The following is a 23979-nucleotide window of genomic DNA, read 5'->3' on the forward strand; positions in this document are numbered from 1 at the left end:
AAAGGCCTGCACAGTCGGTCAGCGGTTGAAGATCTCTTCGAGGCTGGGCCGCTCCGCGTGGACGGGTTCGAGGTCGAGCGTCGCCGCGATGCCGTCGATATGCGCCTTGATCACCGCGTCGAGCCTGTCGGTGTCGCCGCCGGTCAGCGCCTGCACGATCTCGGCGTGTTCGTCATGAGAGCAACTGCCCTGGTCGGGGATCTCGTAAAGCTGGATGATCAGCGATTCCCGCGCGATCAGGTCGGCGAGATAGCGGCCCAGGATGGTGTTGCCGGAGATCTGGGCGAGCAGCAGGTGGAACTCTCCGGACAGGGCGATCATGCGTTGCCGGTCGCCGCTGGCGTGGGCCGCCTTCTCCTTCTCGATGTGCGCGCGCAGCCGTGCGGTCGCCGTGGTGTCGATGCGGGCCGCGGCCTCGTGGGCGATGGCGCGTTCGATGCAGTGGCGGGCGACGAAGAGGTCGGCGGCGTCCTTCACCGTCGGCTGCGCGACAGAGGCGCCTCTGTTGGGCTGATGATCCACCAGACCGTCGAAGGCCAAGCGCGCCAGCACCTTGCGGATCGTGCCGCGGGTCGTGTCGAAGATCCGGCACAGCTCCACCTCGCGCAGCCGTTGGCCGGGCAAGAGCTGCCGGTCGCCGATGGCAGTGCGGATTCGTTCGTAGACTTCTGTCTCTGCGACGTTGAGGCGGGCCAATTGCGATCTCGTATGGCTGTGACGCGTGAATCTTAGGCACTGGCCGGGAGGCACGCAATCCTACCCTGTTCGGGCCCGGAAACGGGGTGTGTCGGTCAGGCGATTGGAAATGCTTGAGAATATCCGGTTCCGCATCGGCCTTCACCGGCTTGGCGCAAAAATTGCGCACAAAATAAATTTGAATTGTTAACAATACTGCCCCTTGATTGAGCGGTCGGCGCTGTGACCGTTCAGATGTCTGAGCGGGCGCCACGGAATTCACCTCTGCAACAGGAGCTCCCTGCCATGCCTCGTCTTTCCCGTGTCTCGATTCTCTCGCTGGCGGCTGCTGCCGGTCTGGCCCTGACGGCCACCGCCGAAGCCCAGTCCCTGCGCTGGCTGACCCAAAGCCAGGAAAGCGCCGCGCAATACCCCGCCGAGATCGCCGCCATCGAAGCCGCAGGTGAGGCGGGCTTCGAGGTCACCCGGAACGAATTCCAGGTGCTGGGCGTGAACCTTGCCGATGCACTGCGGCTGGTGGGCTCTGGCGCCTTCGACCTTGCCACGGTGCAGGTGGGCAGCGCCGCGAAGGACGATCCGTTCCTCGAAGGCATCGACCTGATCGGCGTCTCGACCGACATGGAGGACCTCAAAGGCGCGGTCGATGCCTACCGCGAGGCCTTCAACGCCCGGCTGGGCGAGAAGTTCGGCGCCAAGGCCATGGCGATCTGGCCGTTCGGCCCGCAGGTCTTCCTGTGCAACGCCGACATGTCCACGCTGGGCGATCTGGACGGGCTGAAGGTGCGGTCCTTCACCGCTTCGATGTCGATGCTGCTGGAAGAGCTGGGCGCGACCCCCGTGACCCTGTCCTTTCCCGAGGTCTATCCGGCCCTGCAGCGCGGCGTCGCCTCCTGCGGCGTGACCTCGCCGACCTCGTCCAACACCGGCAAGTGGCCGGAGGTGACGACGCATCTTTACCCGCTGTCGGTGTCCGGGTCGGTGCAGGCGCATGTGGTCAACCTCGACTGGCTGAACGGCCTCGACGACGACAAGCGCGCGGCCTTCGAGACGGTCATGGCCGATCTGGAGGCGGCGCTGTGGGAGCTGGCGATCACCACCAACGGCACGGCGCAGGCGTGTTCCACGGGCGGTGAATGCCCGGAAGGGATCTACACATCCTACGACATGACGCTGGTGCCGGTGTCGGACGAGGACAAGGCGAAGGTGGCCGAGATCTCCGCCACGAAGATCCTGCCGGAGTGGGGCGCGCGGTGCGAAGCCTCCTACGAGGGGTGCGTGGACCTGTGGAACGAGACCGTGGGCGCGGCGCGCGGCCTGACCATCTCGCTCGATACGCAGTAAGCGGATCATGATCCGGACGCTGGGCCTTGCCCGGGGACTGGCCTTCGCACTCGCGCTTGTCGCGGGTGCGTCGGTCCTGGTCCTCGCGGTGCTGATCTTCATCGACATCATCGGGCGGGACGTCTTCGGCGTCTCGATCCAGGGCACGGATGAACTGGGCGGCTACGTGCTGGCCTTCGTCGGCTCGCTCGGCCTGTCCCTGACGCTGCTGAACCGGGGGCATCCGAAGATCGACATCTTCCTGCGGATGTTCCCGCCTGGCCTGCGCGCCGCGCTGCATGTGCTGGCGCAGGCCACCATCGCGGCGCTTGGCCTGTTCATGACGTGGCACGCCTGGGGCGAGCTGTCTGAGACGATGCGCTTCGGCGCGGTCACGAACACGCCGCTGCAGACGCCGCTCTGGGTGCCGCAGGCGATCTGGGTGGCGGGGACGGCGATCTTCGCGCTGGTCGCCTGCCTGACCACTGCGCATGGGCTCTGGCTGCTGCGGACCGATCCCCGCGCCGTCGAGGCACGCTATGGCCCGCCCACCGTCGACGAGGAAGTCGGCCACTATATCGACCACACCGGGGAGAGCGACGATGCTCGGAATTGAAGGCGCGGCCATCGGCTTCGGCCTGCTGCTGTTCCTGCTGTTCATCGGACAGCACATTGCGACGGCGCTGTTCATCGTGGCGCTGACCGGCGCGTGGCTGTTCTTCGGGGACGCGATGCTGCGGCCTTTCGGGACGATGATGTGGGGCACGCTGAACAACTTCCTGCTGGTCGCCATTCCGCTGTTCGTGCTGATGGGAGAGATCCTTGTCCGGGGCGGCGTGACCGAACGGATGTACCGCGCGCTGGCCGACTGGACACGGCCGCTGCCCGGGGGGCTCTTGCACACCAACATCGCCGCCTCGACGGTCTTTGCCGCGATCTCGGGCTCGTCCGTGGCCACGGCGGCGACCATCGGAACGGTGGCCTTCCCGACCTTCCGCCGGCAGAACTATTCCGAAGCCTGGGTGGCCGGCAGCGTGGCATCGGGCGCGACGCTGGGCATCCTGATCCCTCCTTCGATCAACCTGATCATCTACGGCGCGATCACCAACACCTCCATCGGGGCGCTATTCCTTGCCGGGATCCTGCCGGGCATCGTGCTGGCGCTGGCGTTCATGGGCGTGATCATCGTGGCGAGCCTGCTGAACCCCGCCGTCGCCGGACGGCCGGAGCGCATGGCCCCCTGGCCCGAGCGCCGCAAGCGGCTGGGCGACCTCCTGCCGCCGCTGGCGATCTTCGTGCTGGTGATGGGGTCGATCTACCTCGGCTTCGCCACCCCGACCGAGGCCGCGGGCGTGGGTGTCGTGGGCGCGCTGATTCTCACGGGCGCCTACCGCTCCCTCACCTGGCCGATGCTGCGCGAGGCGATGTTGTCGACCGTGACGACCACGGCGATGACGCTGCTGATCCTCGTGGCGGCCTTCTACCTGAACTTCATCCTCGGGGTGCTGGGCGTCCCTGCGCAGGTCTCGGCCTTCGTCTCGGGGCTGGAGGTCGGCCCGGTCACGATGCTGATGCTGCTGGTGGTGCTCTACCTGATCCTCGGCTGCTTCCTCGACGCGCTGGCAATGATGATCGCGACAATCCCCATCGTCCTGCCTGTGGTCACGCACCTTGGCTATGACAGCGTGTGGTTCGGCATCTTCCTCGTGATGATGTGCGAACTGGCCCTGATCACGCCACCCGTGGGCATGAACCTCTACGTCACGCAAAGCGTGCGCGGACGGGGGCAGGTCGGCACGGTCATCCTCGGCGTGCTGCCGTTCCTTGCCTGTATCCTCGCGGTCGTGGCGCTGATCGCGATCTTCCCGGGGCTGTTGTGATGCGGCTGCTGGCGCTGAACCCGAACACCTCGGCCGAGGTGACCGAGGCCTTCGTGGCCGAAGCCCTGCGCATCGCGCCGTCCGGCGTCTCCGTCGAGGGCGTCACAGGCGGCTTTGGCGCGCGCATCGTGACGACGGAGGCAGAGAACGTGATCGCCGCCTATGCGGCGCTGGAACTGGCAGCCCGACATGCGGAGGGGGTCGACGGGGTGATCCTCGCCATCTCCTTTGACACGGCCCTGCGGGCCCTGTCTGAGCTGTTGCCGGTGCCGGTCACAGGACTGACGGAGGCGGCGCTGGCCGCAGCAGGGGAAGCGCCGGTCGGCGTGGTGATCTTCGGCGCATCGAGCCTGCCGCTCTACCAGCGTATTCTCGACGGCTACGGATACGCGCCTGTCGCATGGGAGGTGATCGAGTTCGCCACCCGGGCGGAGTACCTGAACGCCGAAGCACGGGACGACGCGGTGTTGGCGGCCGTGGAAAGGCTGGCAGAGGCCGGGGCCGGTGCAGCGGTCATCCTTGGCGCGGCCATCGTCGGCATGGCTGCGCGCCTCGCCCCGCGCGCCACCATTCCGGTCAGCGACGGGGCGGCGGCGGTCGCGCTCTGCGCCGAGCGTGTCGCAAAGGGTGCAGCGTTGCCCGCGCGCCCGACACCCATTGCCGAAACCATCGGCCTTTCCCCGGCCCTGACCCGGCTGATCGCCGGAGACGTCCCGTCATGACCAGCACGCTGTTCCGGAACGTGCATCTGCTCGACCCCGAGAGCGACGACGGGATGACAGCGGCGAAGGCCCTTCTGGTGACCGATGGCCGGATCGTCGGTTCCGGCGACGCCTTGACCGTGCCACCCGGCGCGACGGTCATTGACGGCAAGGGCGACCTGCTGATGCCCGGTCTGGTCAACGCGCATTTCCATTCGTCCGTGAACCACATGAAGGGGCGTCTGCCCTGCCTGCCGCTCGAACTCTTCATGCTCTACGAGAGCCCGGCGCTGGAGACGCTGCGCCCGACGCCCCGGCAGGCCTATTTGCGCACCATGCTCGGCTGTATCGAGATGCTGCGCGGCGGGACGACGGCGGTGATGGACGACTGCTTCTTCGTCCCCGAACCCACGCCCGAAATCATCGATGCCGTGGCGCAGGCCTATGCCGACAGTGGCATCCGCGCGACGCTGGCCCTGGACGAGCCCGAACTGTCGGAGCTGGAAAAGCTGCCCTTCCTCGACGAACTGGCACCCGCGCACCTGCGTCCGCAACTGGCGCGCCGTCCGAAGCTGGGCGCGCAGGACCTGCTGGCGCTTTACGACCACCTGATCGGGCGCTGGCACAGTGCGGAAGAGGGGCGGATCGGTGCGGCGGTCTCCTGCTCGGCGCCGCAGCGTGTCAGCCCGGAATACTTTGCCGCGCTGGACGCTTTGAGCCGCCAGCACGATCTGCCGGTCTTTGCCCACATGTTGGAGACGAAGCTGCAGCGCGTCCTCGGCCACGAAAAGTTCGGCGGACGGTCCCTTGTGCGTTACACGCATGATCTGGGCCTCCTGTCCGACCGGATGCAGGTGATCCATGCGATCTGGGTCGACGGCGCGGACCTCGACCTGATCTCGGCGGCGGGGGCGAAGGTGGCGCACAACCCGATCAGCAACCTGCGGCTCGGCTCCGGCGTGATGCCCCTGCGCGAGGTGCTGGACCGCGGGATTTCCGTTTCGCTCGGCGTGGACGAAGCCATCGCCGATGACGCGGTGAACATGTGGTCGGTGATGAAGACCGCCGGGATGATCCATACCCTGTCCGGCGACGATCCGGACCGCTGGCCCACGGCGCGCGAGGTGTTGCACGCGGCGACGGTTGGCGGCGGTGAGGTGATGCGCCGTCCCGGCCTTGGGACGCTGGACGCGGGCGCACCGGCGGACCTGATCCTCGTCGACCTGTCGTCGCTGACCTTCCTGCCGATGAACGACCTCGTGCGCCAGCTTGTCCATGTGGAAAACGGCAGCTCGGTACGGCTGACCATGGTGGCGGGCCGCGTTGTGGCGGAAGGCGGGCGCGTCACGTCGGTGGACGAGGCTGCGCTGCTGGCCGAGGCGCGCGAGGTCTTCGGCGGGATGGCTCCGATCCTGCGCCGGGCTGCGGATGAAGTGTCTGAGCTTCTGCCGGTCTATCGCGCGATGCACGACCGCGCGGCTCTGCGCGACGTCGGCATGACCCGCAAGCTGACAAGGGGGCTGGCATGACCCTGCCGTGGTCCTATTCCGCGCTTCCTGCGCGCCCCGAAGGCACATGGCCCAACGGCGCGCGGGTGGCGCTCTGGGTGGCGGTAGGGGTCGAGAGCTACCGGCCCGACGATGGCATGACGGAGGATATCCTGCCGCGTGGTGCCGCGCCCGACCTCGTGAACGCCGCCTGGCGCGATTACGGCAACCGGGCAGGGGCGTTCCGCCTGTTCGACCGGCTGGCCGCCGCGGGCATCCGCCCGGTGGTGCTTCTGAACACCGATGTCTATGACGAGGCGCCCGAGGTCCTGACCGCCGCCCGCGCCGCGGGGGCCGAGATCGTGGGCCACGGGCGCTCCAACTCCGACAGCCTGGCGGCGCTGCCCGAAGGGGCTGAGGCGGGCTATGTCGCCGGGGTCCTTTCGCGCATCGCGGAGGAAGAGGGGGACGCGCCCGGCGGCTGGTCCTCACCTTGGCTGGCGCATACGCCGACCTCGCTGGCCAGCCTTCAGGGCGCGGGGTATCGCTACCTGCTGGACCTGAGGCTGGACGACCAGCCGGTATGGCTGAGGGCCGGGGCGGGGCGCCTCCTGAGCATCCCCTATGCCGCCGAGCTGAACGACAGCACCACCATGATCGGCCGCCAGGCGGACGCGCGCAGCTTTGCCGCCATGCTCCGGGACGAGGCGGCGGAACTTCTGACGTCGAAGCACCCGGTTGTGATGAGCGTCGTGCTGCACAGCTTCATATCCGGCCAGCCGTGGCGGCTGCGGCCCGTGGCCCAGGCGCTGGCCGAGGTGGCCGGGAGGGACGGCGTCTGGTGCGCTACCCCGTCCGAGATCTACGACGCGGTCCTCGCGGACCCTGCGCTGGCGGTCGGGTGATCCATGCGAATCCTCTTTGCCAACCCCAACACGTCGGAGGCCATGGCAGGGGTCATGGCGGCTGAGGCCCGGCGCATCGCCGCGCCGGACACGGTGATCGACGTGTGCTCGGCCCCCTTCGGGTCGGCCTATATCGCCACCCGGGGGGAGGCGGCGGTGGCCGGTCACGCGCTCCTGTCGGCGCTGGCCCTGCACTACGACGTCCATGACGTGGTGATCGTCGGGGCCTTCATCGTGCCCGCGGTCACGGCGGCTGCGAAGGAGATGTGCCCGGTGCCACTGATCGCCACGGGCGAGGCGGGGCTGGCGGCGGCGTCGCTGCTCGGGCAGGCGCTCTCGATCCTGTCCATCGGCGCGCCCGCGCGGCGGATGACGGAAGAGACGGTGGCCGCCACCGGGCTGGCGGATCGCGTCGTCTCGATCCGAGACGTCGGCATGACCGGGACGGAACTGACCGAGGATCAGCCGCGCGGCGATGCGGCGGCCATCGCTCTGTCGCTGGCCGCGGTGGAGGAGGACCGCGCCGATGTCATCGTGCTTGGCGCAGGCTCGATGGAGGGGATGGCCGCCCGTATCCAGCCGGAGGTGCCGGTGCCCGTCGTCTCGCCCGTGGGCGCGGCGGTCTGCATGGCCGAGATGGTCCACCGGCTGGGCCTGCCGAAAGCCTCCGCCGGAGGTCTTGCCCGGCCTTCCGGGATCGAGATGACCGGACTGGACCCGGCGTTGACGCGCTTCTTCCGCGGGGACTGACCGGGGCCTTAGTAGCCCATGGCGCGCGGCAGGGCCGTCACCACCCCCGGGAAGATCATGCAGAGGAACAGCACCGCGTACATCGCCGCGATGAAGGGCCAGCTTTCGCGCACCAGTTCCGTCATCTTCACGCCGGTGATGCCGCAGACCACGAAGAGGATCACGCCCACCGGCGGCGTCAGCATCCCGATCACGAGGTTCAGCACGAAGAGAAAGCCGAAGTGCAGCGGGTCGATGCCGAACTGCAGGGCGATGGGGTGGAACAGCGGCACGAGCATGATGTTGGCGGCGTTCGATTCAAGGAACATGCCCACCACCAGCATCATCAGCGCGACAAGCAGCAGGAAGACCATCGGGCTGTCGGTCAGCCCCTTGATCGCGCCGGCCAGCTTGATGGGCAGCAGGTCGATGGTGAAAAGGAAGGTCACGGTGGAGGCGAAGGCGATCATCGCGCCGACCATGGCCGTGGTCTTGGCGGCGGTCAGCAGCACGCCCGGCAGGTCCGAGACCTTAAGCTTGCCTGTGACGAAGAAGCCGATGACCAGCGCGTAGCACACGCCGATGGCCGCGCCCTCGGTCGGTGTGAAGGCGCCCGCGACGATACCGCCGATGACGACCACGGGCATCATGAAGACGATGAGCGACCGCCGCGTCTGGCGCAGGGCGTTGCGGAAGGTGAAACCGTCGCCCACAAGCGGGTAGTCCCGCTTCCACGAGATGAACCAGCAGAGCGCCATCAGCGTCAGGAACAGGATGAGGCCGGGCACGACGCCTGCCATGAACAGCCCGCCGACCGAGACTGTGGACCCCGCCATGAAGGCATAGACGATCATCGCGCCCGACGGCGGGATGATCGGGCCGAGGTTGGCGGCAGCCGCCACCACGCCCGAAGAAAAGCCAAGGCCGTATTGCTTCTTGAGCGAGGGCACCAGGGTCGACGACAGAGCGGAGGCATCCGCCACCGCCGCGCCCGAGACAGACGCCAGCCCCGCGCCCGCGATGATCGACACCTGCGCCAGCCCGCCGCGCATCCGCCCGATGAAGGCGTTGGCGAAGTCCACCAGCCGGTCCATGATCCCGCCTTTCAGCATGAGCTCTCCGGCGATCATGAAAAGCGGGATGGACATCAGCGGGAAGGAGTTGACCGCGTTCATCATGCGGCTTGGCATGATCGACGGATCGAACCCCGCCAGCCACAGGCCGAACAGCGCGGCACAGCCCAGCGAAAAGGCGAGCGGCATCCCGAGGAACCCCAGGACAAAGAAACAGGCGATGACGGCGAGGCTCATGGCAGGGGTGTGTCCGGGTCGACCGCCATGTGCAGCAGGTGCAGCGCCGAATGCAGCGCGCCCGCGATGACGGGAAAGAAGAAGACGGAGGAGGTGATGTCGATGGCGCCCATCCGCTCGGTCCAGGTGGCGGCGGCAACGTCGAAGGTGGCCCAGGTGACGATCAACAGCATCGCCCCGCCAAGCGCGCTGGTGAAACGGCGGACAAGACGCCGGGGCAGCAGGGGCAGGCGGTCGACCATCAGGTCCACGCCCACATGCGTGCCGTCGCGGATGCCCAGCGGGATGGCGACGAAAATGGTGGTGACGAAAGCGAGGCGCGACACCTCGTCCGCCCAGTCGAAAGAGGCGTTGAAGCCGTAGCGCATGACCACCTGTGCGGTGACCACGCAGACCATGATGGCTGCCGCGAGGATCGCGACAAGGCGCGCGCCACTGTCGGCGCGCGCAAGGATCGAGGGAACGATCGTCTTCATCGGTGTCAGTTCGAGACGCCGGAGGTCTGGGCGTCCAGCAGTTCCACCAGTTCCGGGTCGAGGCGGGCCTTCGTCTCGGCCGCGACGCCTGCCACGGTCTCGCGGAGGGCGGCCGCCAGTTCCGGGGAAACCTCGGTGTAGGTCATGCCCATCTCGACGATCTTGTCGAGCGCGGCCCCGTCCTGCTCGGCGGCCAGCACGCGCTGCTCGGCCACGGCGGCGTCCATCGCCTCCGTCACCCAGCCCTGCTTTTCCTCGGAGAGGCCGTCGAACCATTTCTTGTTGGCCACGACCGAGATGAAGTCGAAGAAGTGCCCGGTGTTGGAAACGTATTCCTGCACTTCCGGGTAGCCCGCGACCTGGATGATGGAGAACGGGTTTTCCTGCCCGTCGATCACCTTCTGCTCGAGCGCGGAGTAAAGCTCGTTCACGTCCATCGCCAGCGGGTTCGCCCCCAGCGCGCGGAAGGTGGCAAGGTGCGTCTCGTTCGGCTGAAGGCGGATCTTCAGCCCGGCGATGTCCTCCAGCGTCTCGATCGGGCGGACGGAGTTCGTGAGCTGCCGGAAGCCCAGCTCCATGTAGCCGAGCGACATGATGTCCTGCGCGGCCAGCTTCTCGTCCAGCGCGTCACCCACCGGGCCGTCGACCACGGCAAAGGCGTCTTCGCGGGTCTCGAACTGGAAGGGCAGGCCGACGATCTCGAGCTCGGGCACTGTGCGGGTCAGGTAGGCGGTGCCGACCCAGATGATCTCGACCGCGCCCAGCTTCACCGCCTGCACGTTCTCGGCCGCGCCGCCCAGCTGACGGGCGGGGAAGAGGTTCACGTCGAACTCACCGCCCGACAGCTCGGCCAGCTTCTCGGCGAAGGTCTCCATCGCGACGGAGGAGGAGTGATCGGTGGCAAAGTTGCCCGCGACGCGGATGGTGTCGGCCTGCGCCGCGGCGGCAAGGGCGAGGACGGAGGTGGCAAGGGCGAGGACGGAGGTGGCAAGGGCGAAGATCTGGCGTTTCATTGGGAGTTCTCCTGCGTTTCTGTTTCCGGGAGGGAGGTTGAGGGATCGTTCCGGGTCGTCTGGTCCGCCGCGCCGAAGGCATTGCGGCAGCGCGACCGGATCACCGAAGCGATCTCGGCCAGCGTGGTGGTGTGTTCCTCGAGGTGGGTCGCCTTCAGGCGCCGTTCGAAGATCGTGAAAAGCGTCGCGCGGTCCGGCACCCGGTGCAGCGCGATGATGAACGGATGGCCGAAGCGCGCGCGGTAGGCGGCGTTCAGCGCCTCGAGGCGCCGGGCCTCGTCACCGGGCAATCCGATCAGGCCCAGCCGCCCCTGCTCAGAGGTGCTTTCGGCGGTCATGCGGCCCTCGGTGGCCTCGGTGCCCGACAGTTCGGGATGCACGTTGAACAGCGCCAGCCGCTGCTCCGGAGAGGCGGTCAGGATGACCTCCACCAGCGCCTCGGCAAGCGCCTCGTCAGAGGCGAAGGGGCGCAGGTCGACGGCGGCCTCGGCCACCCAGGGCGAGCGTTCGACAAGGGGCGCAATGGCCGCAAGTGCCTGTTCGCGCCGAACCGTGTTCAGCGTGTTGAGAGCGGGTGTCATGAAGATGTCCGTTGTTTCCTGACACCGACGTTAGAAGATTCGCGGCGTTGCTTTCCATAATATAAAAAGCCACACTCCATTCGAAAAATTAGGATAGGCGTGACAATGTCCCTGCACCTCGTGCCCCGCGTCCTGCGCTACGTCGAAGCGGTGGCAGAGAACGGCTCGATCCAGGCGGCGTCGCGGGCGCTCGGCATTTCCGCGTCGGCCATCGACCGGCAGATCAAGCTGTTGGAGGACCGGCTGGACCTGCAGCTTTTCGACCGCCAGAGCACCGGGATGGAGACGACGGCGGCGGGCGAGATGTTCATCGTCCTGTCGCGGCGCTGGCGGGCGGACGAGAACGCCATCCTGTCGGACGTGAAGCAGATGCAGGGGATCGACCTTGGCCTCGTCCGGCTGGCGACGATGGACAGCCTCGCCAACGGGCCTTTGCCGCGCATCCTTGCCGCCATAGCCGAGGAGTTCTCAAGGGTGCAGGTCGAGGTGGAGATCATGACCCCCGACGATGCGGTGGCGGCCGTGGTCGACGGTCTGGCGGACCTTGTGCTTGGGTTCAACCTGCGTCCGACGCGGGACCTGCACATCCTGTGGTCCGCCGACCTGCCTCTGGTCTGTGTCTGTGCGCCGGACCACCCGGCGGCGTCACGCACGTCGATCCAGATCAAGGAGGTGCGGGCCTATCCGCTGGTGGTGCAGAGCCGCGCGCTCGCCATCCGCCGGATGCTGGAGGCGCGCCATACCTGGCTCTTCGCCGACGCGCAGCCGCCGGTGGTCACCAATTCGCTGCAACTGCTGAAACAGCTCGTGGGAGCAGGCACGCACCTCGCGCTGACGTCGCAACTGGACGCGGCGGCGGAACTGACGAGCGGAAGGATGGTGGCCATACCGATCTCCGACGCGCAGGTCCGCAGCCAGTCGATCAGCCTCGCGCTCAGCGTGAAACGCACCCTGCCACGGATCTGCACCACCGTGTCCAAGGTCATGATGCGCGAGATCAGCGCTTGCGTCGAAGAGGTCACGGCGCGGACGTCGTGACCCGCAGCGGTCAGGCAAACAGCGCGTAGAGGAAGCGCAACGCGACCAGCGCAAGGAAAGTGCCGAAGGCCAGTTCGAGCGAGCGCCGCTCCATCCGGTGGGCCATGGCAACGCCGAAACGGGTGGTCAGCAGCGATGTCGGAATGGTGAGCGCGAAGGCGGCGAGCGAGACGAAGCCCAGCGATGCGGGCGGCAGGCCCTCCTTGCCCATCCCCGCAAGGATGTAGCCGATGGTCCCCGGAATGGCGATCAGCACGCCCACGCCCGCAGAGGTCGAGACCGCGCGATGGATCGGCACGCCGTGCAGCGTGAGGAACAGGTTCGACACCGCACCGCCGCCGATCCCCATGATCGCCGAGACGAGGCCGATGCCGCCACCGCCCAGCCGCATGACCAATGGCCCGGGCAGCGTGTCGCGCAGTTGCCAGCTCTTGCCCTTGCGCAAAAGCTTCACCGCGTTGACGGTGGCGATGATCACGAAGACGGCCTGGAAGACCTCCGGTGCGGCATAGCGCGCGATGAAGGAGCCGAGCATCACGCCGATCAGGACCGGCACCGCCCATGTCTTCAGGATCGCCATGTCGAGGGTGCCCTTCGCGTTGTGAGCTCGGGCCGAGACGATGGAGGTGGGGATGATGACGGCCAGCGAGGTGCCAACGGCGACGGGCATAGCGACCTCGGGCGGATACCCGAGCACGCCGAAGATCTCGTAGAAGACGGGGACGGAGATCGCCCCGCCGCCGACGCCAAAGAGACCGGCCAGGAAACCTATGGCGGCGCCCGCCAGAACGAGCGCCGCCGCAATCTCTATCAATACTGTTTGGTTGGCTAGTATGTCCAAGTCACCGGTCCAGAAGGAATTTCGTCAGGCTCGCGCCGTCGCAGCCGCCGAGGCCCGCCGCAATCGCCTTTTCGTAGCCCGCGCGCGTGGCCTCCGACAAGGGCATTGGCCTGTCCTTGAGCGCGGCGTGTTGAAGCGCCAGCCCGAGGTCCTTCATCAATCCGTTCAGGTCGAAGGTGCCCGGCTGGTCCGTGCCGTTCAGCGTGTCGACCACCACCTGCGCTCGGTTCTTCAGGACAGCCGGCCCCGCGGAACTGTCCGCGATCATCGAGATGGCGACATCGTTCGGGATGCCGCTGTCCTCCAGCAGGGTCAGCGCCTCGGCAAGGGTCTTCCAGTACATCGCGAGGGGCAGGTTGACCGCCAGCTTCATGTGCGCGCCGGAGCCTGCGGGGCCGAGATGCTCCACCCGCTTGCAGAGCTGCTCCATGATCGGTTTCGCCTTGGCAAAGCCCGCCTCCGTACCGCCCGCCATGCCCAGAAGCTGGCCCTTCAACGCCGGTCCCACGGTGCCGCCGACCGGGCAGTCCACGTAGTCCGCACCGGCGGCGGTGAAGGTTTCGGCGATGCGCCGGGTGTCGTCCGGCAGCAGGGTGGAGGTGTCGATGACCAGGTGGCCCGACAGGCCGCCCGCGCAAAGCTGCTCGGCAACCGCGCCGACTGCATCCGCGTCGGTCAGTGACAGCAGGATCGCGTCGCTGCCCTTGAGCGCGTCCAGCGTTTCGGCCACTTCCGCCCCGGCATCGGAAGCGGCCGCCGTGTTCTCCGCGGTCCGGTTCCAGACCACGACGTCGTTGCCGGTTTCGAGAAGCCGTCTGGCGAAGGCCGTGCCCATGCGCCCGGTTCCGATGATCGCGATTTTCGCCATGACAGTCTCCTTTCCGGTTTCGGTTCAGGCGGCGGGGGCGCCGATCGTCACCTTCATCGGCTCCAGCCCGTCGACCGAGCATTCCAGCACGTCGCCGGACACCACGGCGCCGACACCTGCGGGCGTGCCCGTCATGATGATGTCGCCCGCTTTCAGCTCATGCTGCTCGGAGAGCTTCGAGATGATCTCGTCGATCTTCCAGATCAGCAGGGAGATGTCGGCATCCTGACGCGTCTCGCCGTTCACCTTCAGTTTCACGTGGCCGGAGGTCATGACGCCGGTGTCTTCCACGCGGGTGACCGGACCCACTGGCGCGGACTTGTCGAAGGCCTTGGTGACTTCCCACGGCAGGCCCTTGGCCAGCGCCTCGGCCTGGTGGTCGCGGCGGGTCATGTCGAGGCCCACGGCATAGCCGAAGATGTGGCCCGAGGCGTCCTTCTCCGCGATGTTGTAGCCGCCGGATTTCAGCGCCACGACCAGCTCGGTCTCGTAGTGGAAGTTGGTGGTGAACACCGGGTAGGGGATTTCCCCGCCGTTCCGGACGATCGCATCCCGCGGCTTCATGAAGATCACCGGCGGGTCCCGCTCGTCGGCGTTCATCTCGATGATATGCGCTACGTAGTTCTTGCCGATGCAGTAGATGCGGCGCACCGGGAATTTCTCTTCCGACCCGGTGATGTCGAGATACGCCTCCTCTGGGGGCGAAACGGCGAAAGTGGTCATGGACGTCCTCCTCGTACCCTGCGCTGCCGACGCCGCGAAAGGCGGCCGGCGACTCGCGCTTGTCTCAGGATTCAGCGGATGCCGCTCCAGTTCAAGATAATAAACCGGCATTCGAGACGTTTTTTATAATATTTTGATATGGGGATAGAATCGTATAACCTCAAATCTGGCTGGTCCGCGCGAATCCATCGATGCGGAGAACAGCCGACTGGGAGGAGAAAACTGATGACCAAAAGACGTCACATCACCCGCCGCGGATTCGGCCAGCTTGCGCTTGGCAGTGCGACCGTCGCGGCCCTTGGCACCCCCGCCATCGTCCGGGCGCAGACCGCGATCACCTTTGCCGTGCCGAACCCGTCGGCGCTGACCTGGCTGCCCTACTGGGTCGCCGTGGGGGAGGGCTACTTCGAGGAGGAAGGCTTTACCCCGACGCTCGAGGCCATCGACGGATCGTCCGCCGTGCTGCAGGCGATGACCGCCGGTCAGGCGCATGTCGGCGCCCCCGGACCGGGGCCGACGCTCGGTGCGCGGTCCCGCGGCGTCGACGTGAAGTTCCTGTACAACCTCTATCCGAAGTCGGTCTTCGGCCTTCTGGTCAAGGAAGACAGCACCTTCCAGACGCCCGAGGACCTGAAGGGCACGGTGATCGGTGTCGGCACGGCGGACGGGGCGGAGGTCTCCTTCACCAGCGCCATCATGGCCGATCTGGGCATGACGCCGGGCGAGGACTTCACCTACCTGCCGGTCGGTGACGGCGGCACGGCGGCGGTGGCGTTCCTGCGGGACGAGGTCAACTCCTACGCGGGCGCGGTGTCGGATGCGGCCATCCTCGCGGCGCGCGGCCTGAACCTGCGCGAGATCACGCCCGAGGAATACCTGGGCTTCTTCGGCAACGGCATCGCCATGCTCGAAAGCCAGATGGCGGAAATGCCGGAACTGGCGCCGGCCTTCGGTCGGGCACTGGTGCGCGGCACGGTCTTCGCCTCGGACCCGGCCAACAAGGAAACCTGCCTTGCGCACTGTGCCGCCGGCAACCCGCAGGAGGCCGAGCAGGAATACGCCTCCTCGCTGTTCGACGGCGTGGTGGACCGCATGACACCCACGGACGCCTTCATCGACAAGGGCTACGGCTACCAGCCGCCGGAGCACTGGCAGGCGATCCACGATTCCGCCGTCGCCTCGGGCGCCCTGTCAGAGCCGCTGGAGGACCTGTCGGCGGTCTACACCAACGAGTTCGTGCCGGTCTGGAACTCCTGATGCCAATGGCCGAGCCTCGCCCGATCCGACCGGACCTGACCGTTCACCAGACCCAGCCGGTCTATCAGATCGAACGGTTGTCGAAGACGTATGCCAGCAATAGCGTGACGGCACTCTCCGATGTGTTTCTTCAGATTCACAAGGGGGAGTTCGTTTCCGTGATCGGCTCGTCCGGCTGCGGGAAATCGACACTCCTCAAGATCATGGCGGGGCTCGTGCCCCCTACCACGGGCCGCGTCGTTCTCGACGGGCGGCCCGTGCTCGGGCCCCGGCCCGACATCGGCATGATGTTCCAGCAGGCGACCCTGCTGCCGTGGAAGACCACGATCGAGAACATCGTTCTGCCGATCGAGATCCGCGAGGGCAGGGGCGCCGCCAAGGCCGCCCGTGCCCGCGCCATGGACCTGCTCGAACTGGTGGGCCTCGGCGACTTCGCGGATGTCTATCCCGGTGAATTGTCCGGCGGCATGGCGCAGCGCGCCTCGATCTGCCGGATGCTGGTGGCCGATCCGGCGATGCTCCTGCTGGACGAGCCGTTCTCTGCGCTGGACGAACTCACACGCGACTTCATGAACATGGAGCTGCAGCGCATCTGCCAGGAACGGGGCGCGACAGCTTTCCTTGTCACGCACTCGCTCGACGAGGCGGTGATCCTGTCGGATCGCATCCTCGTCATGGCGGCGCGGCCCGGACGCGTGATGGAGGACGTGCGCATCGACCTGCCGCGCCCCCGGACGCTCGAAATGATCAACACGCCGAGGTTCGGCGAGATCGTCGCCCATATCCGCGAACTCCTCGGGAAGGAGGCCCACGAATGACCGACACGACCAACGCCTACCAGCTGGAAGACACCGTCTGGGAAGAACGCGAAGCCTTCATCGACCGCATCCCGCGCTGGGTGGCGATGACCTTCCTCTTTGTTCTGGTGGTCGGCATCTGGGACATCGTTACCCGCATGGGCTGGGTCTCTGCCATTATCCTGCCGACGCCTGCCGAAACCCTCGCGGACCTGGGCTTTGTCGGCGAGAACCTCCTGAGCGGCGGCTACATGCTCGAGGCGCTCTGGACCACGACGCGCACCGTCTTCTACGGCTTTGCCATCGCGGTGAGCATCGGGTTTTCGCTGGGCGTCCTTGTCGGCGAGACGAAGTTCGGCGAGCGCGCGGTGATGCCCTACCTCGTCGCCATCGACACCATGCCGAAGGTCGCCTTCGCGCCGCTGTTCATTGCCTGGCTCGGTTTCGACATCGCCTCGAAGGTCGCGCTGGCCGCCTTCATCGCGACATTTCCGATTGTGGTCGCGACGGCCGCTGGCCTATATGCGGCAACCGACAACGAACGGATGCTCTTCAAGTCCATGGGCGCAAGCCGCATACAGACCCTCATCCGGCTGAAGCTGCCGACCGGTCTTCCCTACATCTTCACCGGCCTCAAGATCGCGGCCGTGGGTGTCATGGCGGGGGCGATCACCGGCGAATTCCTGGGCGGCGGCAAGGGCTTCGGCGCGCTGATCCGGCAATCGGCCAGCCAGCTCGATACGCCGCGGGTCTTCGCGCTGATCCTCTATCTCAGCCTTCTCGGCCTCGCGCTCTACTTCACCGTGGTCTGGATGCAGCGCTACTTCGTCTTCTGGAACAAGTCGTCCAAGCCCGGAGGTATCGGCTGAATGAGCGCACACGAGGGAAAGGCACACGACGTCAGGAACCTGTCGGAACAGGCCTATGACCTGGTCCGCCGCGACATCCTGAACGGAGAGCTTTTCCCCAACGACAAGATCCAGGTGGATGTCCTGTCGTCGCGCTACGGCATCGGCTCCGTGCCGCTGCGCGAGGCGCTCAACCGCCTGTCCTCGGAGGGGCTGGTGGAGCGCAAGAGCCACCGGGGGTTCTTCGTCACCGCGATCTCGATGGCCAACCTCGAGGAACTGGTGAAGACGCGGATCTGGCTGGAGACGCTGGCCCTGCGGGAGTCGATGGCCAACGGCGACGAGGCCTGGGAAGAGGCCCTGGTCGTCAGCTGTCACCGGCTGACCCGCACCCATCGACGTCTTCCGGCGGAGGCCGGGCGCGAAGCGGCGGAGGAATGGGAAGAGCGGCACAAGGAGTTCCACCTGCTCCTGCTGTCGCGCTGCGAGTCGTCCTGGCTGCTGAACTTCTGTTCGACGATGATGGATCAGGCGGTGCGCTACCGGAACCTGTCGATGAACACCAACCCCAGCCGCGCGCGGCGCGAAGGGGCGGCCGCCGAACATCAGGCGCTTCTGGACGCGGTGCTGGAGCACGATCCGGACCGGGCCTGCGACCTCCTGGCGGACCACTACCGGACCACGCTCAGCGGCCTGCGGCACGTCATTCCCGACGAGCGCGAGGATGTGATCGGGCTGGCCGCGAAATCCGCCAACTGAACGAGTTGAACGCCCGTCAGCGGGGCAGGGCGGCCCGTCGTCGTGTCACTTCGGCGTGACGACGCGTGTGCCCCATGTCTTGCACTGCGCGGCAAGGCTTGGCGGCAGGGGCTTGTCGGTAAAGAACGCATCCACATCCGACAGGGAGGCGATGCGCGCCGGGGCCGTTCGGGCGAACTTGGTCTGGTCCGCCACGAGGAAGGTCTTGCGCGAATGGCGCAGGATGGCCTGGTTCACGCTGACCTCCTGAATGTCGAAATCCAAGAGGTCGCCGTCGCGGTCCAGCGCCGAACAACCGATCACCGCCAGGTCGAACTTGAACTGCCGGATGGTCTCTGCCGCCAGGTTGCCCACCAGACCGCCATCGGCGCGGCGCAACTGTCCGCCGGTCAGGAAGATCTCGCACCGCGGGTTCGCGGCAAGGATGTTGGCCACGTTCATGTTGTTGGTGACGACCATCAGGTTCTCGTGATGGAGCAATTCCTCCGCCACGGCTTCTGTCGAGGTGCCGATGCTCAGGAACAGCGAGATGGCGTTGGGCACCTGTTCGGCGCAGGCCAGCGCGATGGCGCGCTTGGCCTCGCGGTTGAGCGACCGCCGTTCGCCGTATTCGATGTTGGTCGTCCCGGATGGCAGGACCGCGCCGCCGTGCACCCGTTCCAGCCGCCCGGCTTCGGCGAGGTCGGTCAGGTCGCGGCGGATGGTCTGCAGGGTTACGCCGAAATGCGCGGCCAGCCCGTCCACGGTGACCTTGCCGTCGCGGCGGACGATGTCGAGAATCTCCGGATGGCGGAATGTTTGGGACACGTTCGTTTCTTTCGAATGGCAACTTCGCCGCCTGCCTGACCATCGGCAGACGCTTCCGGAAACGTCGCCTCAAACGCGCAATTTCGCAACCTTCAACCTTCGTTTTGTAGCGGTCCGTCTGCGCGCCGGACAGGGCCGCGATGGTAAGTCCTTGGACAGTCAAAGAATTTCAAAACGAACAAAAGCGAAAGAAAACGCTTGCATGGCGTGCGCTTTGTGAACATAAATGATGAAGATACGCGCATTAGGGGAGGAATCGCGTGACGCAGACCGCAGCCGATACGGTTACCGATCTTTTCATCATCGGTGGCGGCATCAACGGATGCGGCATCGCACGCGATGCCACGGGCCGCGGCCTGTCTGTGACCCTGGCCGAGATGAACGATCTCGCCTCTGCCACGTCCTCGTCTTCCACCAAGCTGTTCCACGGCGGTCTGCGCTACCTCGAATACTTCGAATTCCGTCTGGTCCGCGAAGCCCTGATCGAGCGCGAGGTGCTGCTGAGCGCCATGCCGCACATCAGCTGGCCGATGCGCTTCGTGCTGCCCTACCACAAGGACATGCGCTTCGAGTCGGAGACGCCGACCTCGAAGCTGCTCAGCCTGTTCATGCCGTGGATGAAGGGCCGCCGCCCGGCGTGGCTGATCCGGCTGGGCCTGTTCATGTACGACAATCTGGGCGGTCGTAAGATCCTGCCAGGGACCTCGACAGTCGACCTGCGCTCCGCCCCCGAAGGCGCGCCGCTGGAGGACCGTTTCGAGAAGGCCTACGAATACTCCGACTGCTGGATCGAGGATTCCCGGCTGGTCGTGCTGAACGCCCGCGACGCGGCGGCGCGCGGGGCAGAGATCCTGACCCGGACCAAGGTCCAGTCGGCCCGCAGCGAAGACGGTCTCTGGCATATCGAGACGGTCGATGCCGAGACGGGCGAGACGCGGGCGCACAAGGCGCGGATGCTGGTGAACGCGGGCGGGCCCTGGGTCGGCGACATCATTCAGACCAAGGTGCGGGTGAATTCGCGCGAGGGCGTCCGCCTTGTGCGCGGCAGCCACATCGTCACCAGGCGCCTCTACGACCACGACAAGTGCTACTTCTTCCAGGGCACGGACGGGCGGATCATCTTCTCGATCCCCTACGAGACCGACTTTACCCTGATCGGCACCACTGATGCCGAGCACGAAGATCCGTCGGTGAAGCCGGAATGCACCCCGGAAGAACGCCGCTACCTGATCGACTTCGCCAACCACTACTTCCGCAAGGACCTGACCGACGAAGACGTGGTCTGGACCTATTCCGGCGTGCGTCCGCTGTACGACGACGGGGCCAGCAGCGCCACGGCGGCGACACGGGATTACACGCTGAAGGTCGACACCAGCACCGGCGCGCCGATGCTCAACATCTTCGGCGGCAAGATCACCACCTATCGCCGCCTCGCCGAAAGCGCGCTCGAGAAGATCGGCGCGCAACTGACGGTGACGAAGGGCGCATGGACGGCGGGCGTTCCGCTGCCGGGCGGGGATTTCCCGGTGACGGGCGTGGCGGACCAGATCGGCGCGCTGAAGGTGAAATATCCCTTCCTGACCGACTTCTGGGCGAAGCGCCTTGTCCGGGCCTACGGCACCGAAGCCGCAAAGGTCCTCGGCGACGCGAAGGCGGCCACGGACCTTGGCCGCGACTTCGGTGCCACGATGACCGAGGCGGAAGTGAACTGGCTGATGGACCGCGAATTTGCCCGCACCGCCGAAGACGTGGTCTGGCGCCGAAACAAGCTGGGGCTCCGGCTGGATCGCGCGCAAATCGAGGAACTGAACACATGGATGACGCAGAACCGGCGCGGCGCCTCTGCGGCGGCCGAATGACGAGGAGGACCGGATGACGCTGGAACTGAAGGGCGTGTCCAAGATCGTGGAGGGGCAGACGCACATCTACCCCACCGACCTGACGTTGGAAAAGGGCACGATGAACGTCCTTCTGGGGCCGACGCTTTCGGGCAAGACGTCTCTGATGCGGCTGATGGCCGGGCTCGACGTGCCGGCCACCGGCAAGGTGTTCTGGAACGGCGAGGACGTGACCGGGCAGCGCGTGCAGGACCGCAAGGTCGCCATGGTCTACCAGCAGTTCATCAACTACCCGTCGATGACCGTCTACGACAACATCGCGTCCCCGATGAAGCTGATGGGGGCCGACAAGGCCGAGATCGACCGCCGCGTGCGCGAGACCGCCGAGATGATGAAGCTCGGCCCGATGCTCGACCGCAAGCCGCTGGAACTGTCCGGCGGGCAGCAGCAGCGCTGCGCCCTGGCGCGGGCCCTGGTCAAGAACGCCGGGCTGGTGCTGCTGGACGAACCGCTGGCCAACCTCGACTACAAGCTGCGCGAGGAATTGCGCGTCGAGATCCCGAAGATCTTCGAGGCATCGGGCAGCATCTTCGTCTACGCCACGACGGAACCGGAAGAGGCGCTGCTGCTGGGCGGCCACGTCGCGACGCTCTGGGAAGGGCGGATCACGCAATTCGGCCCGACCCCCTCGGTCTATCGCCAGCCGGTCGATGCGACGACAGCGCGCGTCTTCAGCGATCCGCCGATGAACTTCCTGCAGATCACCAAGACCGGCAACGAGATCGCGTTCGGCGACGGTCAGACCGCACCGGCCACGGGCCAGATCGCGACGCTGGCCGATGGCCGATACACGGCGGGTTTCCGGCCCAACCACCTCGAAATCATGCGCCACGCTGCCGAAGCCATCGAATTCAAGGCGACGCTCGGCGTGACCGAACTGACCGGATCGGAGACCTTCGTGCATCTCGACCACCACGGCGAGCGCTGGGTCGGCCTGATCCACGGCGTCCACCACCTGTCGCTTGGCGAGGAGCTGAGTGTCTGGCTCGACCCGCGCCACATCTACATCTTCGGCGAAGACGGCAATCTCGTCGCACCCGCCGCCTACGCGCTGGCAGCCTGAGGGAGGGGACAATGGCCAAGATCACGCTCGACAACCTCGCCCACTCCTACCTGCCGAACCCGACGGGCGAGGACGACTTTGCCCTGAAGGAACTGAACCACGACTGGGACGACGGCGCCGCCTACGCGCTGCTCGGCGCCTCGGGCTGCGGGAAATCCACGCTGCTCAACATCATCTCGGGCCTGCTGCATCCCAGCCAGGGGCGCATCCTGTTCGATGGGCAGGACGTCACACACGCGCCCACGGCAGAGCGCAACATCGCGCAGGTCTTCCAGTTCCCGGTCGTCTACGACACGATGACCGTGCAGGACAACCTTGCCTTCCCGCTGCGCAACAGGGGGCGGGACGAATCCTATGTCGCTGAACGAGTTCAGGAAATCGCCCGCATGATCGGCATGGAGGACATGCTGAAGAAGAAGGCCCGCGGCCTTACGGCGGATGCCAAGCAGAAGATCAGCCTCGGGCGGGGCATGGTGCGCAAGGACGTGAACGCGCTGCTCTTCGATGAGCCGCTGACCGTCATCGACCCGCACATGAAGTGGGAACTCCGCACGCAGCTCAAGAAGCTGCACCACGATTTCGGCCACACGATGATCTACGTCACCCACGACCAGACGGAGGCGCTGACCTTCGCCGACAAGGTCGTTGTGATGTACGACGGGCGCGTGGTGCAGATCGGCACGCCCGAGGAACTCTTCGAGCGGCCCGAGCACACCTTCGTCGGATACTTCATCGGCTCGCCGGGCATGAACGTCATCCCGGCGCGGGTCGAGGGTTCCACCGCCCATCTCGACGGCGCCAGCATCCCGCTGGCCCATGGCTACGGGCCGCTCGACGGGCGGGTGGAGATCGGTGTCCGCCCCGAATACGTCCGCCTCAGCCAGACGGAGGGGCTGCCGGTCACCGTGAACCGGGTGGAGGACGTGGGCCGTCACAAGATCATCCGGGCCGAGGTCTTCGGCCACGACATCAACATCATCGCCGGAGAGGACGAGCAGGTCAGCACCGACATGAACCGCGTCGTCTTCGATCCGGACCACGTCAACGTCTACGCCAACGACTGGCGTGTCGCCCCCCTCGGGCGGAGCGCACCGGCAGGGGAGGCCGCGTGATGGATAAGACAGTCAATCAGAAGGCCTGGTTCCTTGTCCTTCCCGTCCTGCTGCTGGTCGCCTTCTCGGCGGTGATCCCGCTGATGACGGTGGTCAACTACTCCGTTCAGGACACCTTCGGGAACAACCAGTTCTTCTGGGCCGGTCTCGAATGGTTCGAGGAAATGCTTTCTTCCGAGCGCATGTGGAACGCGCTGGGGCGCCAGCTCATGTTCTCGGCCATCATCCTCGCGATCGAGATCCCGCTGGGCATCTTCGTGGCGCTCAACATGCCCAAGCGCGGCTTCTGGTCGAGCCTGTGCCTCGTACTCATGTCCCTGCCGCTGCTCATCCCGTGGAACGTGGTCGGCACCATCTGGCAGATATTCGGCCGCGTCGACATCGGCCTGCTGGGCTACACTCTCGACGCCATCGGGATCAGCTACAACTACACGCAGGACACGGTCGCGGCCTGGATCACCATCATCGTCATGGACGTCTGGCACTGGACCTCGCTGGTCGCACTCCTGGCCTATGCCGGTCTGAAGTCGATCCCCGACGCCTACTACCAGGCGGCCAAGATCGACCAGGCGTCGCGCTGGAAGGTGTTCCGCTTCATTGAGCTGCCCAAGATGATGGGCGTCCTGATGATCGCGATCCTGCTGCGCTTCATGGACAGCTTCATGATCTACACCGAGCCCTTCGTCGTCACCGGCGGCGGACCCGGCAACGCTACCACGCTCCTGTCCATCGACCTCGTGAAGATGGCGCTGGGACAGTTTGACCTCGGACCGGCGGCAGCCTTCTCGCTGATGTACTTCCTCGTGATCCTCGCGATTTCCTGGGTGTTCTACACCGTGATGACGAACCTCGACAAAAGGGAGGGCTGAC

At 66.3% G+C, this 23979-nt stretch carries 25 protein-coding genes; 16 read left to right on the forward strand and 9 right to left on the reverse strand.

The window, feature by feature from the left end; all coding sequences use genetic code 11:
* Window positions 1–18: 18 nt before the first annotated feature.
* A complete protein-coding gene (locus CDO87_RS14905) occupies window positions 19–696 on the reverse strand; it encodes a GntR family transcriptional regulator (protein WP_198521733.1) in 678 nt (225 codons plus the stop codon).
* A 285-nt stretch (window positions 697–981) separates the two neighbouring features.
* Here CDO87_RS14905 and CDO87_RS14910 point away from each other — a divergent pair, with 285 nt between their 5' ends.
* Genes CDO87_RS14910 through CDO87_RS14940 form a run of 7 tightly spaced genes read left to right on the forward strand, consistent with a single transcriptional unit; the run spans window position 982 to window position 7739 of the window.
* Window positions 982–2037: a TRAP transporter substrate-binding protein gene (locus CDO87_RS14910; RefSeq protein WP_100929504.1), complete on the forward strand. Its 1056-nt coding sequence runs from the start codon at window positions 982–984 to the stop codon at window positions 2035–2037.
* A 7-nt stretch (window positions 2038–2044) separates the two neighbouring features.
* The gene (locus CDO87_RS14915) at window positions 2045–2632 is read left to right on the forward strand and encodes a TRAP transporter small permease (protein ID WP_100929505.1); all 588 of its coding nucleotides are present in this window, start codon (window positions 2045–2047) and stop codon (window positions 2630–2632) included.
* A complete protein-coding gene (locus tag CDO87_RS14920) occupies window positions 2619–3896 on the forward strand; it encodes a TRAP transporter large permease (protein ID WP_100929506.1) in 1278 nt (425 codons plus the stop codon). Before CDO87_RS14915 ends, CDO87_RS14920 begins: the two co-directional genes overlap by 14 nt.
* Window positions 3896–4618: an aspartate/glutamate racemase family protein gene (locus tag CDO87_RS14925; RefSeq protein WP_100929507.1), complete on the forward strand. Its 723-nt coding sequence runs from the start codon at window positions 3896–3898 to the stop codon at window positions 4616–4618. Before CDO87_RS14920 ends, CDO87_RS14925 begins: the two co-directional genes overlap by 1 nt.
* Entirely contained in the window at window positions 4615–6126 is a 1512-nt protein-coding gene (locus CDO87_RS14930) for an amidohydrolase family protein (RefSeq protein ID WP_100929508.1), read from the forward strand. The genes CDO87_RS14925 and CDO87_RS14930 overlap by 4 nt, the downstream gene beginning before the upstream one ends.
* Entirely contained in the window at window positions 6123–6989 is an 867-nt protein-coding gene (locus CDO87_RS14935) for a polysaccharide deacetylase family protein (protein WP_100929509.1), read from the forward strand. Before CDO87_RS14930 ends, CDO87_RS14935 begins: the two co-directional genes overlap by 4 nt.
* Window positions 6990–6992: 3 nt before the next feature.
* Window positions 6993–7739, forward strand: a complete 747-nt coding sequence (locus CDO87_RS14940) for an aspartate/glutamate racemase family protein (RefSeq protein ID WP_100929510.1) — start codon at window positions 6993–6995, stop codon at window positions 7737–7739.
* Window positions 7740–7747: 8 nt separating this feature from the next.
* Here CDO87_RS14940 and CDO87_RS14945 read toward each other — a convergent pair whose 3' ends face one another.
* Genes CDO87_RS14945 through uraD form a run of 4 tightly spaced genes read right to left on the reverse strand, consistent with a single transcriptional unit; the run spans window position 7748 to window position 11098 of the window.
* Window positions 7748–9028, reverse strand: coding sequence for a TRAP transporter large permease (locus CDO87_RS14945; RefSeq protein WP_100929511.1), 1281 nt, complete (start codon window positions 9026–9028; stop codon window positions 7748–7750).
* The gene (locus CDO87_RS14950; RefSeq protein WP_100929512.1) at window positions 9025–9504 is read right to left on the reverse strand and encodes a TRAP transporter small permease; all 480 of its coding nucleotides are present in this window, start codon (window positions 9502–9504) and stop codon (window positions 9025–9027) included. Before CDO87_RS14950 ends, CDO87_RS14945 begins: the two co-directional genes overlap by 4 nt.
* 5 nt (window positions 9505–9509) lie before the next feature.
* The gene (locus tag CDO87_RS14955) at window positions 9510–10517 is read right to left on the reverse strand and encodes a TRAP transporter substrate-binding protein (protein WP_100929513.1); all 1008 of its coding nucleotides are present in this window, start codon (window positions 10515–10517) and stop codon (window positions 9510–9512) included.
* Window positions 10514–11098 carry a 2-oxo-4-hydroxy-4-carboxy-5-ureidoimidazoline decarboxylase gene (gene uraD / locus CDO87_RS14960; protein ID WP_100929514.1) on the reverse strand — a complete coding sequence of 195 codons (585 nt, stop codon included), beginning with the start codon at window positions 11096–11098 and terminating at the stop codon, window positions 10514–10516. The genes CDO87_RS14955 and uraD overlap by 4 nt, the downstream gene beginning before the upstream one ends.
* A 105-nt stretch (window positions 11099–11203) precedes the next feature.
* Here uraD and CDO87_RS14965 point away from each other — a divergent pair, with 105 nt between their 5' ends.
* Entirely contained in the window at window positions 11204–12136 is a 933-nt protein-coding gene (locus tag CDO87_RS14965) for a LysR family transcriptional regulator (protein ID WP_100929515.1), read from the forward strand.
* A gap of 10 nt (window positions 12137–12146) precedes the next feature.
* Here the strand turns inward: CDO87_RS14965 and CDO87_RS14970 are convergent, their stop codons facing one another.
* Genes CDO87_RS14970 through CDO87_RS14980 form a run of 3 tightly spaced genes read right to left on the reverse strand, consistent with a single transcriptional unit; the run spans window position 12147 to window position 14568 of the window.
* Window positions 12147–12977 (reverse strand): sulfite exporter TauE/SafE family protein, encoded by an 831-nt coding sequence (locus CDO87_RS14970; protein WP_100929516.1) that lies wholly within the window; start codon window positions 12975–12977, stop codon window positions 12147–12149.
* Between the two features lies 1 nt (window position 12978).
* On the reverse strand, window positions 12979–13845 hold the full coding sequence (locus CDO87_RS14975; RefSeq protein ID WP_100929517.1) for an NAD(P)-dependent oxidoreductase: 867 nt from the start codon (window positions 13843–13845) through the stop codon (window positions 12979–12981).
* 24 nt (window positions 13846–13869) lie between these two features.
* Window positions 13870–14568: a fumarylacetoacetate hydrolase family protein gene (locus CDO87_RS14980; protein WP_100929518.1), complete on the reverse strand. Its 699-nt coding sequence runs from the start codon at window positions 14566–14568 to the stop codon at window positions 13870–13872.
* 225 nt (window positions 14569–14793) lie between these two features.
* On the opposite strand from CDO87_RS14980, the gene CDO87_RS14985 reads away from it, so the two are divergent.
* The 4 genes from CDO87_RS14985 to CDO87_RS15000 are packed head-to-tail and all read left to right on the forward strand — an operon-like array spanning window position 14794 to window position 18229.
* Window positions 14794–15825: an ABC transporter substrate-binding protein gene (locus tag CDO87_RS14985; protein ID WP_100929519.1), complete on the forward strand. Its 1032-nt coding sequence runs from the start codon at window positions 14794–14796 to the stop codon at window positions 15823–15825.
* Complete coding sequence (locus tag CDO87_RS14990; protein WP_100929520.1) at window positions 15825–16643, forward strand: ABC transporter ATP-binding protein; 819 nt, start codon at window positions 15825–15827, stop codon at window positions 16641–16643. Before CDO87_RS14985 ends, CDO87_RS14990 begins: the two co-directional genes overlap by 1 nt.
* Window positions 16640–17491: an ABC transporter permease gene (locus CDO87_RS14995; protein ID WP_100929521.1), complete on the forward strand. Its 852-nt coding sequence runs from the start codon at window positions 16640–16642 to the stop codon at window positions 17489–17491. The genes CDO87_RS14990 and CDO87_RS14995 overlap by 4 nt, the downstream gene beginning before the upstream one ends.
* Complete coding sequence (locus CDO87_RS15000; RefSeq protein ID WP_100929522.1) at window positions 17492–18229, forward strand: GntR family transcriptional regulator; 738 nt, start codon at window positions 17492–17494, stop codon at window positions 18227–18229. It abuts the gene before it with no gap.
* A 45-nt stretch (window positions 18230–18274) separates the two neighbouring features.
* Here the strand turns inward: CDO87_RS15000 and CDO87_RS15005 are convergent, their stop codons facing one another.
* Window positions 18275–19036, reverse strand: coding sequence for a DeoR/GlpR family DNA-binding transcription regulator (locus tag CDO87_RS15005; protein ID WP_100929523.1), 762 nt, complete (start codon window positions 19034–19036; stop codon window positions 18275–18277).
* A gap of 260 nt (window positions 19037–19296) precedes the next feature.
* Here CDO87_RS15005 and glpD point away from each other — a divergent pair, with 260 nt between their 5' ends.
* Genes glpD through CDO87_RS15025 form a run of 4 tightly spaced genes read left to right on the forward strand, consistent with a single transcriptional unit; the run spans window position 19297 to window position 23978 of the window.
* Window positions 19297–20895: a glycerol-3-phosphate dehydrogenase gene (gene glpD, locus CDO87_RS15010; protein WP_100929524.1), complete on the forward strand. Its 1599-nt coding sequence runs from the start codon at window positions 19297–19299 to the stop codon at window positions 20893–20895.
* A 13-nt stretch (window positions 20896–20908) separates the two neighbouring features.
* Window positions 20909–21997, forward strand: a complete 1089-nt coding sequence (locus tag CDO87_RS15015; protein WP_100929525.1) for an ABC transporter ATP-binding protein — start codon at window positions 20909–20911, stop codon at window positions 21995–21997.
* An 11-nt stretch (window positions 21998–22008) separates the two neighbouring features.
* A complete protein-coding gene (locus tag CDO87_RS15020; protein WP_100929526.1) occupies window positions 22009–23109 on the forward strand; it encodes an ABC transporter ATP-binding protein in 1101 nt (366 codons plus the stop codon).
* Window positions 23109–23978 carry a carbohydrate ABC transporter permease gene (locus CDO87_RS15025; protein ID WP_100929527.1) on the forward strand — a complete coding sequence of 290 codons (870 nt, stop codon included), beginning with the start codon at window positions 23109–23111 and terminating at the stop codon, window positions 23976–23978. The genes CDO87_RS15020 and CDO87_RS15025 overlap by 1 nt, the downstream gene beginning before the upstream one ends.
* Window position 23979: the final 1 nt, after the last annotated feature.

This window comes from Sagittula sp. P11 (assembly GCF_002814095.1).
In the GTDB taxonomy this organism is placed as follows: Bacteria; Pseudomonadota; Alphaproteobacteria; order Rhodobacterales; family Rhodobacteraceae; genus Sagittula.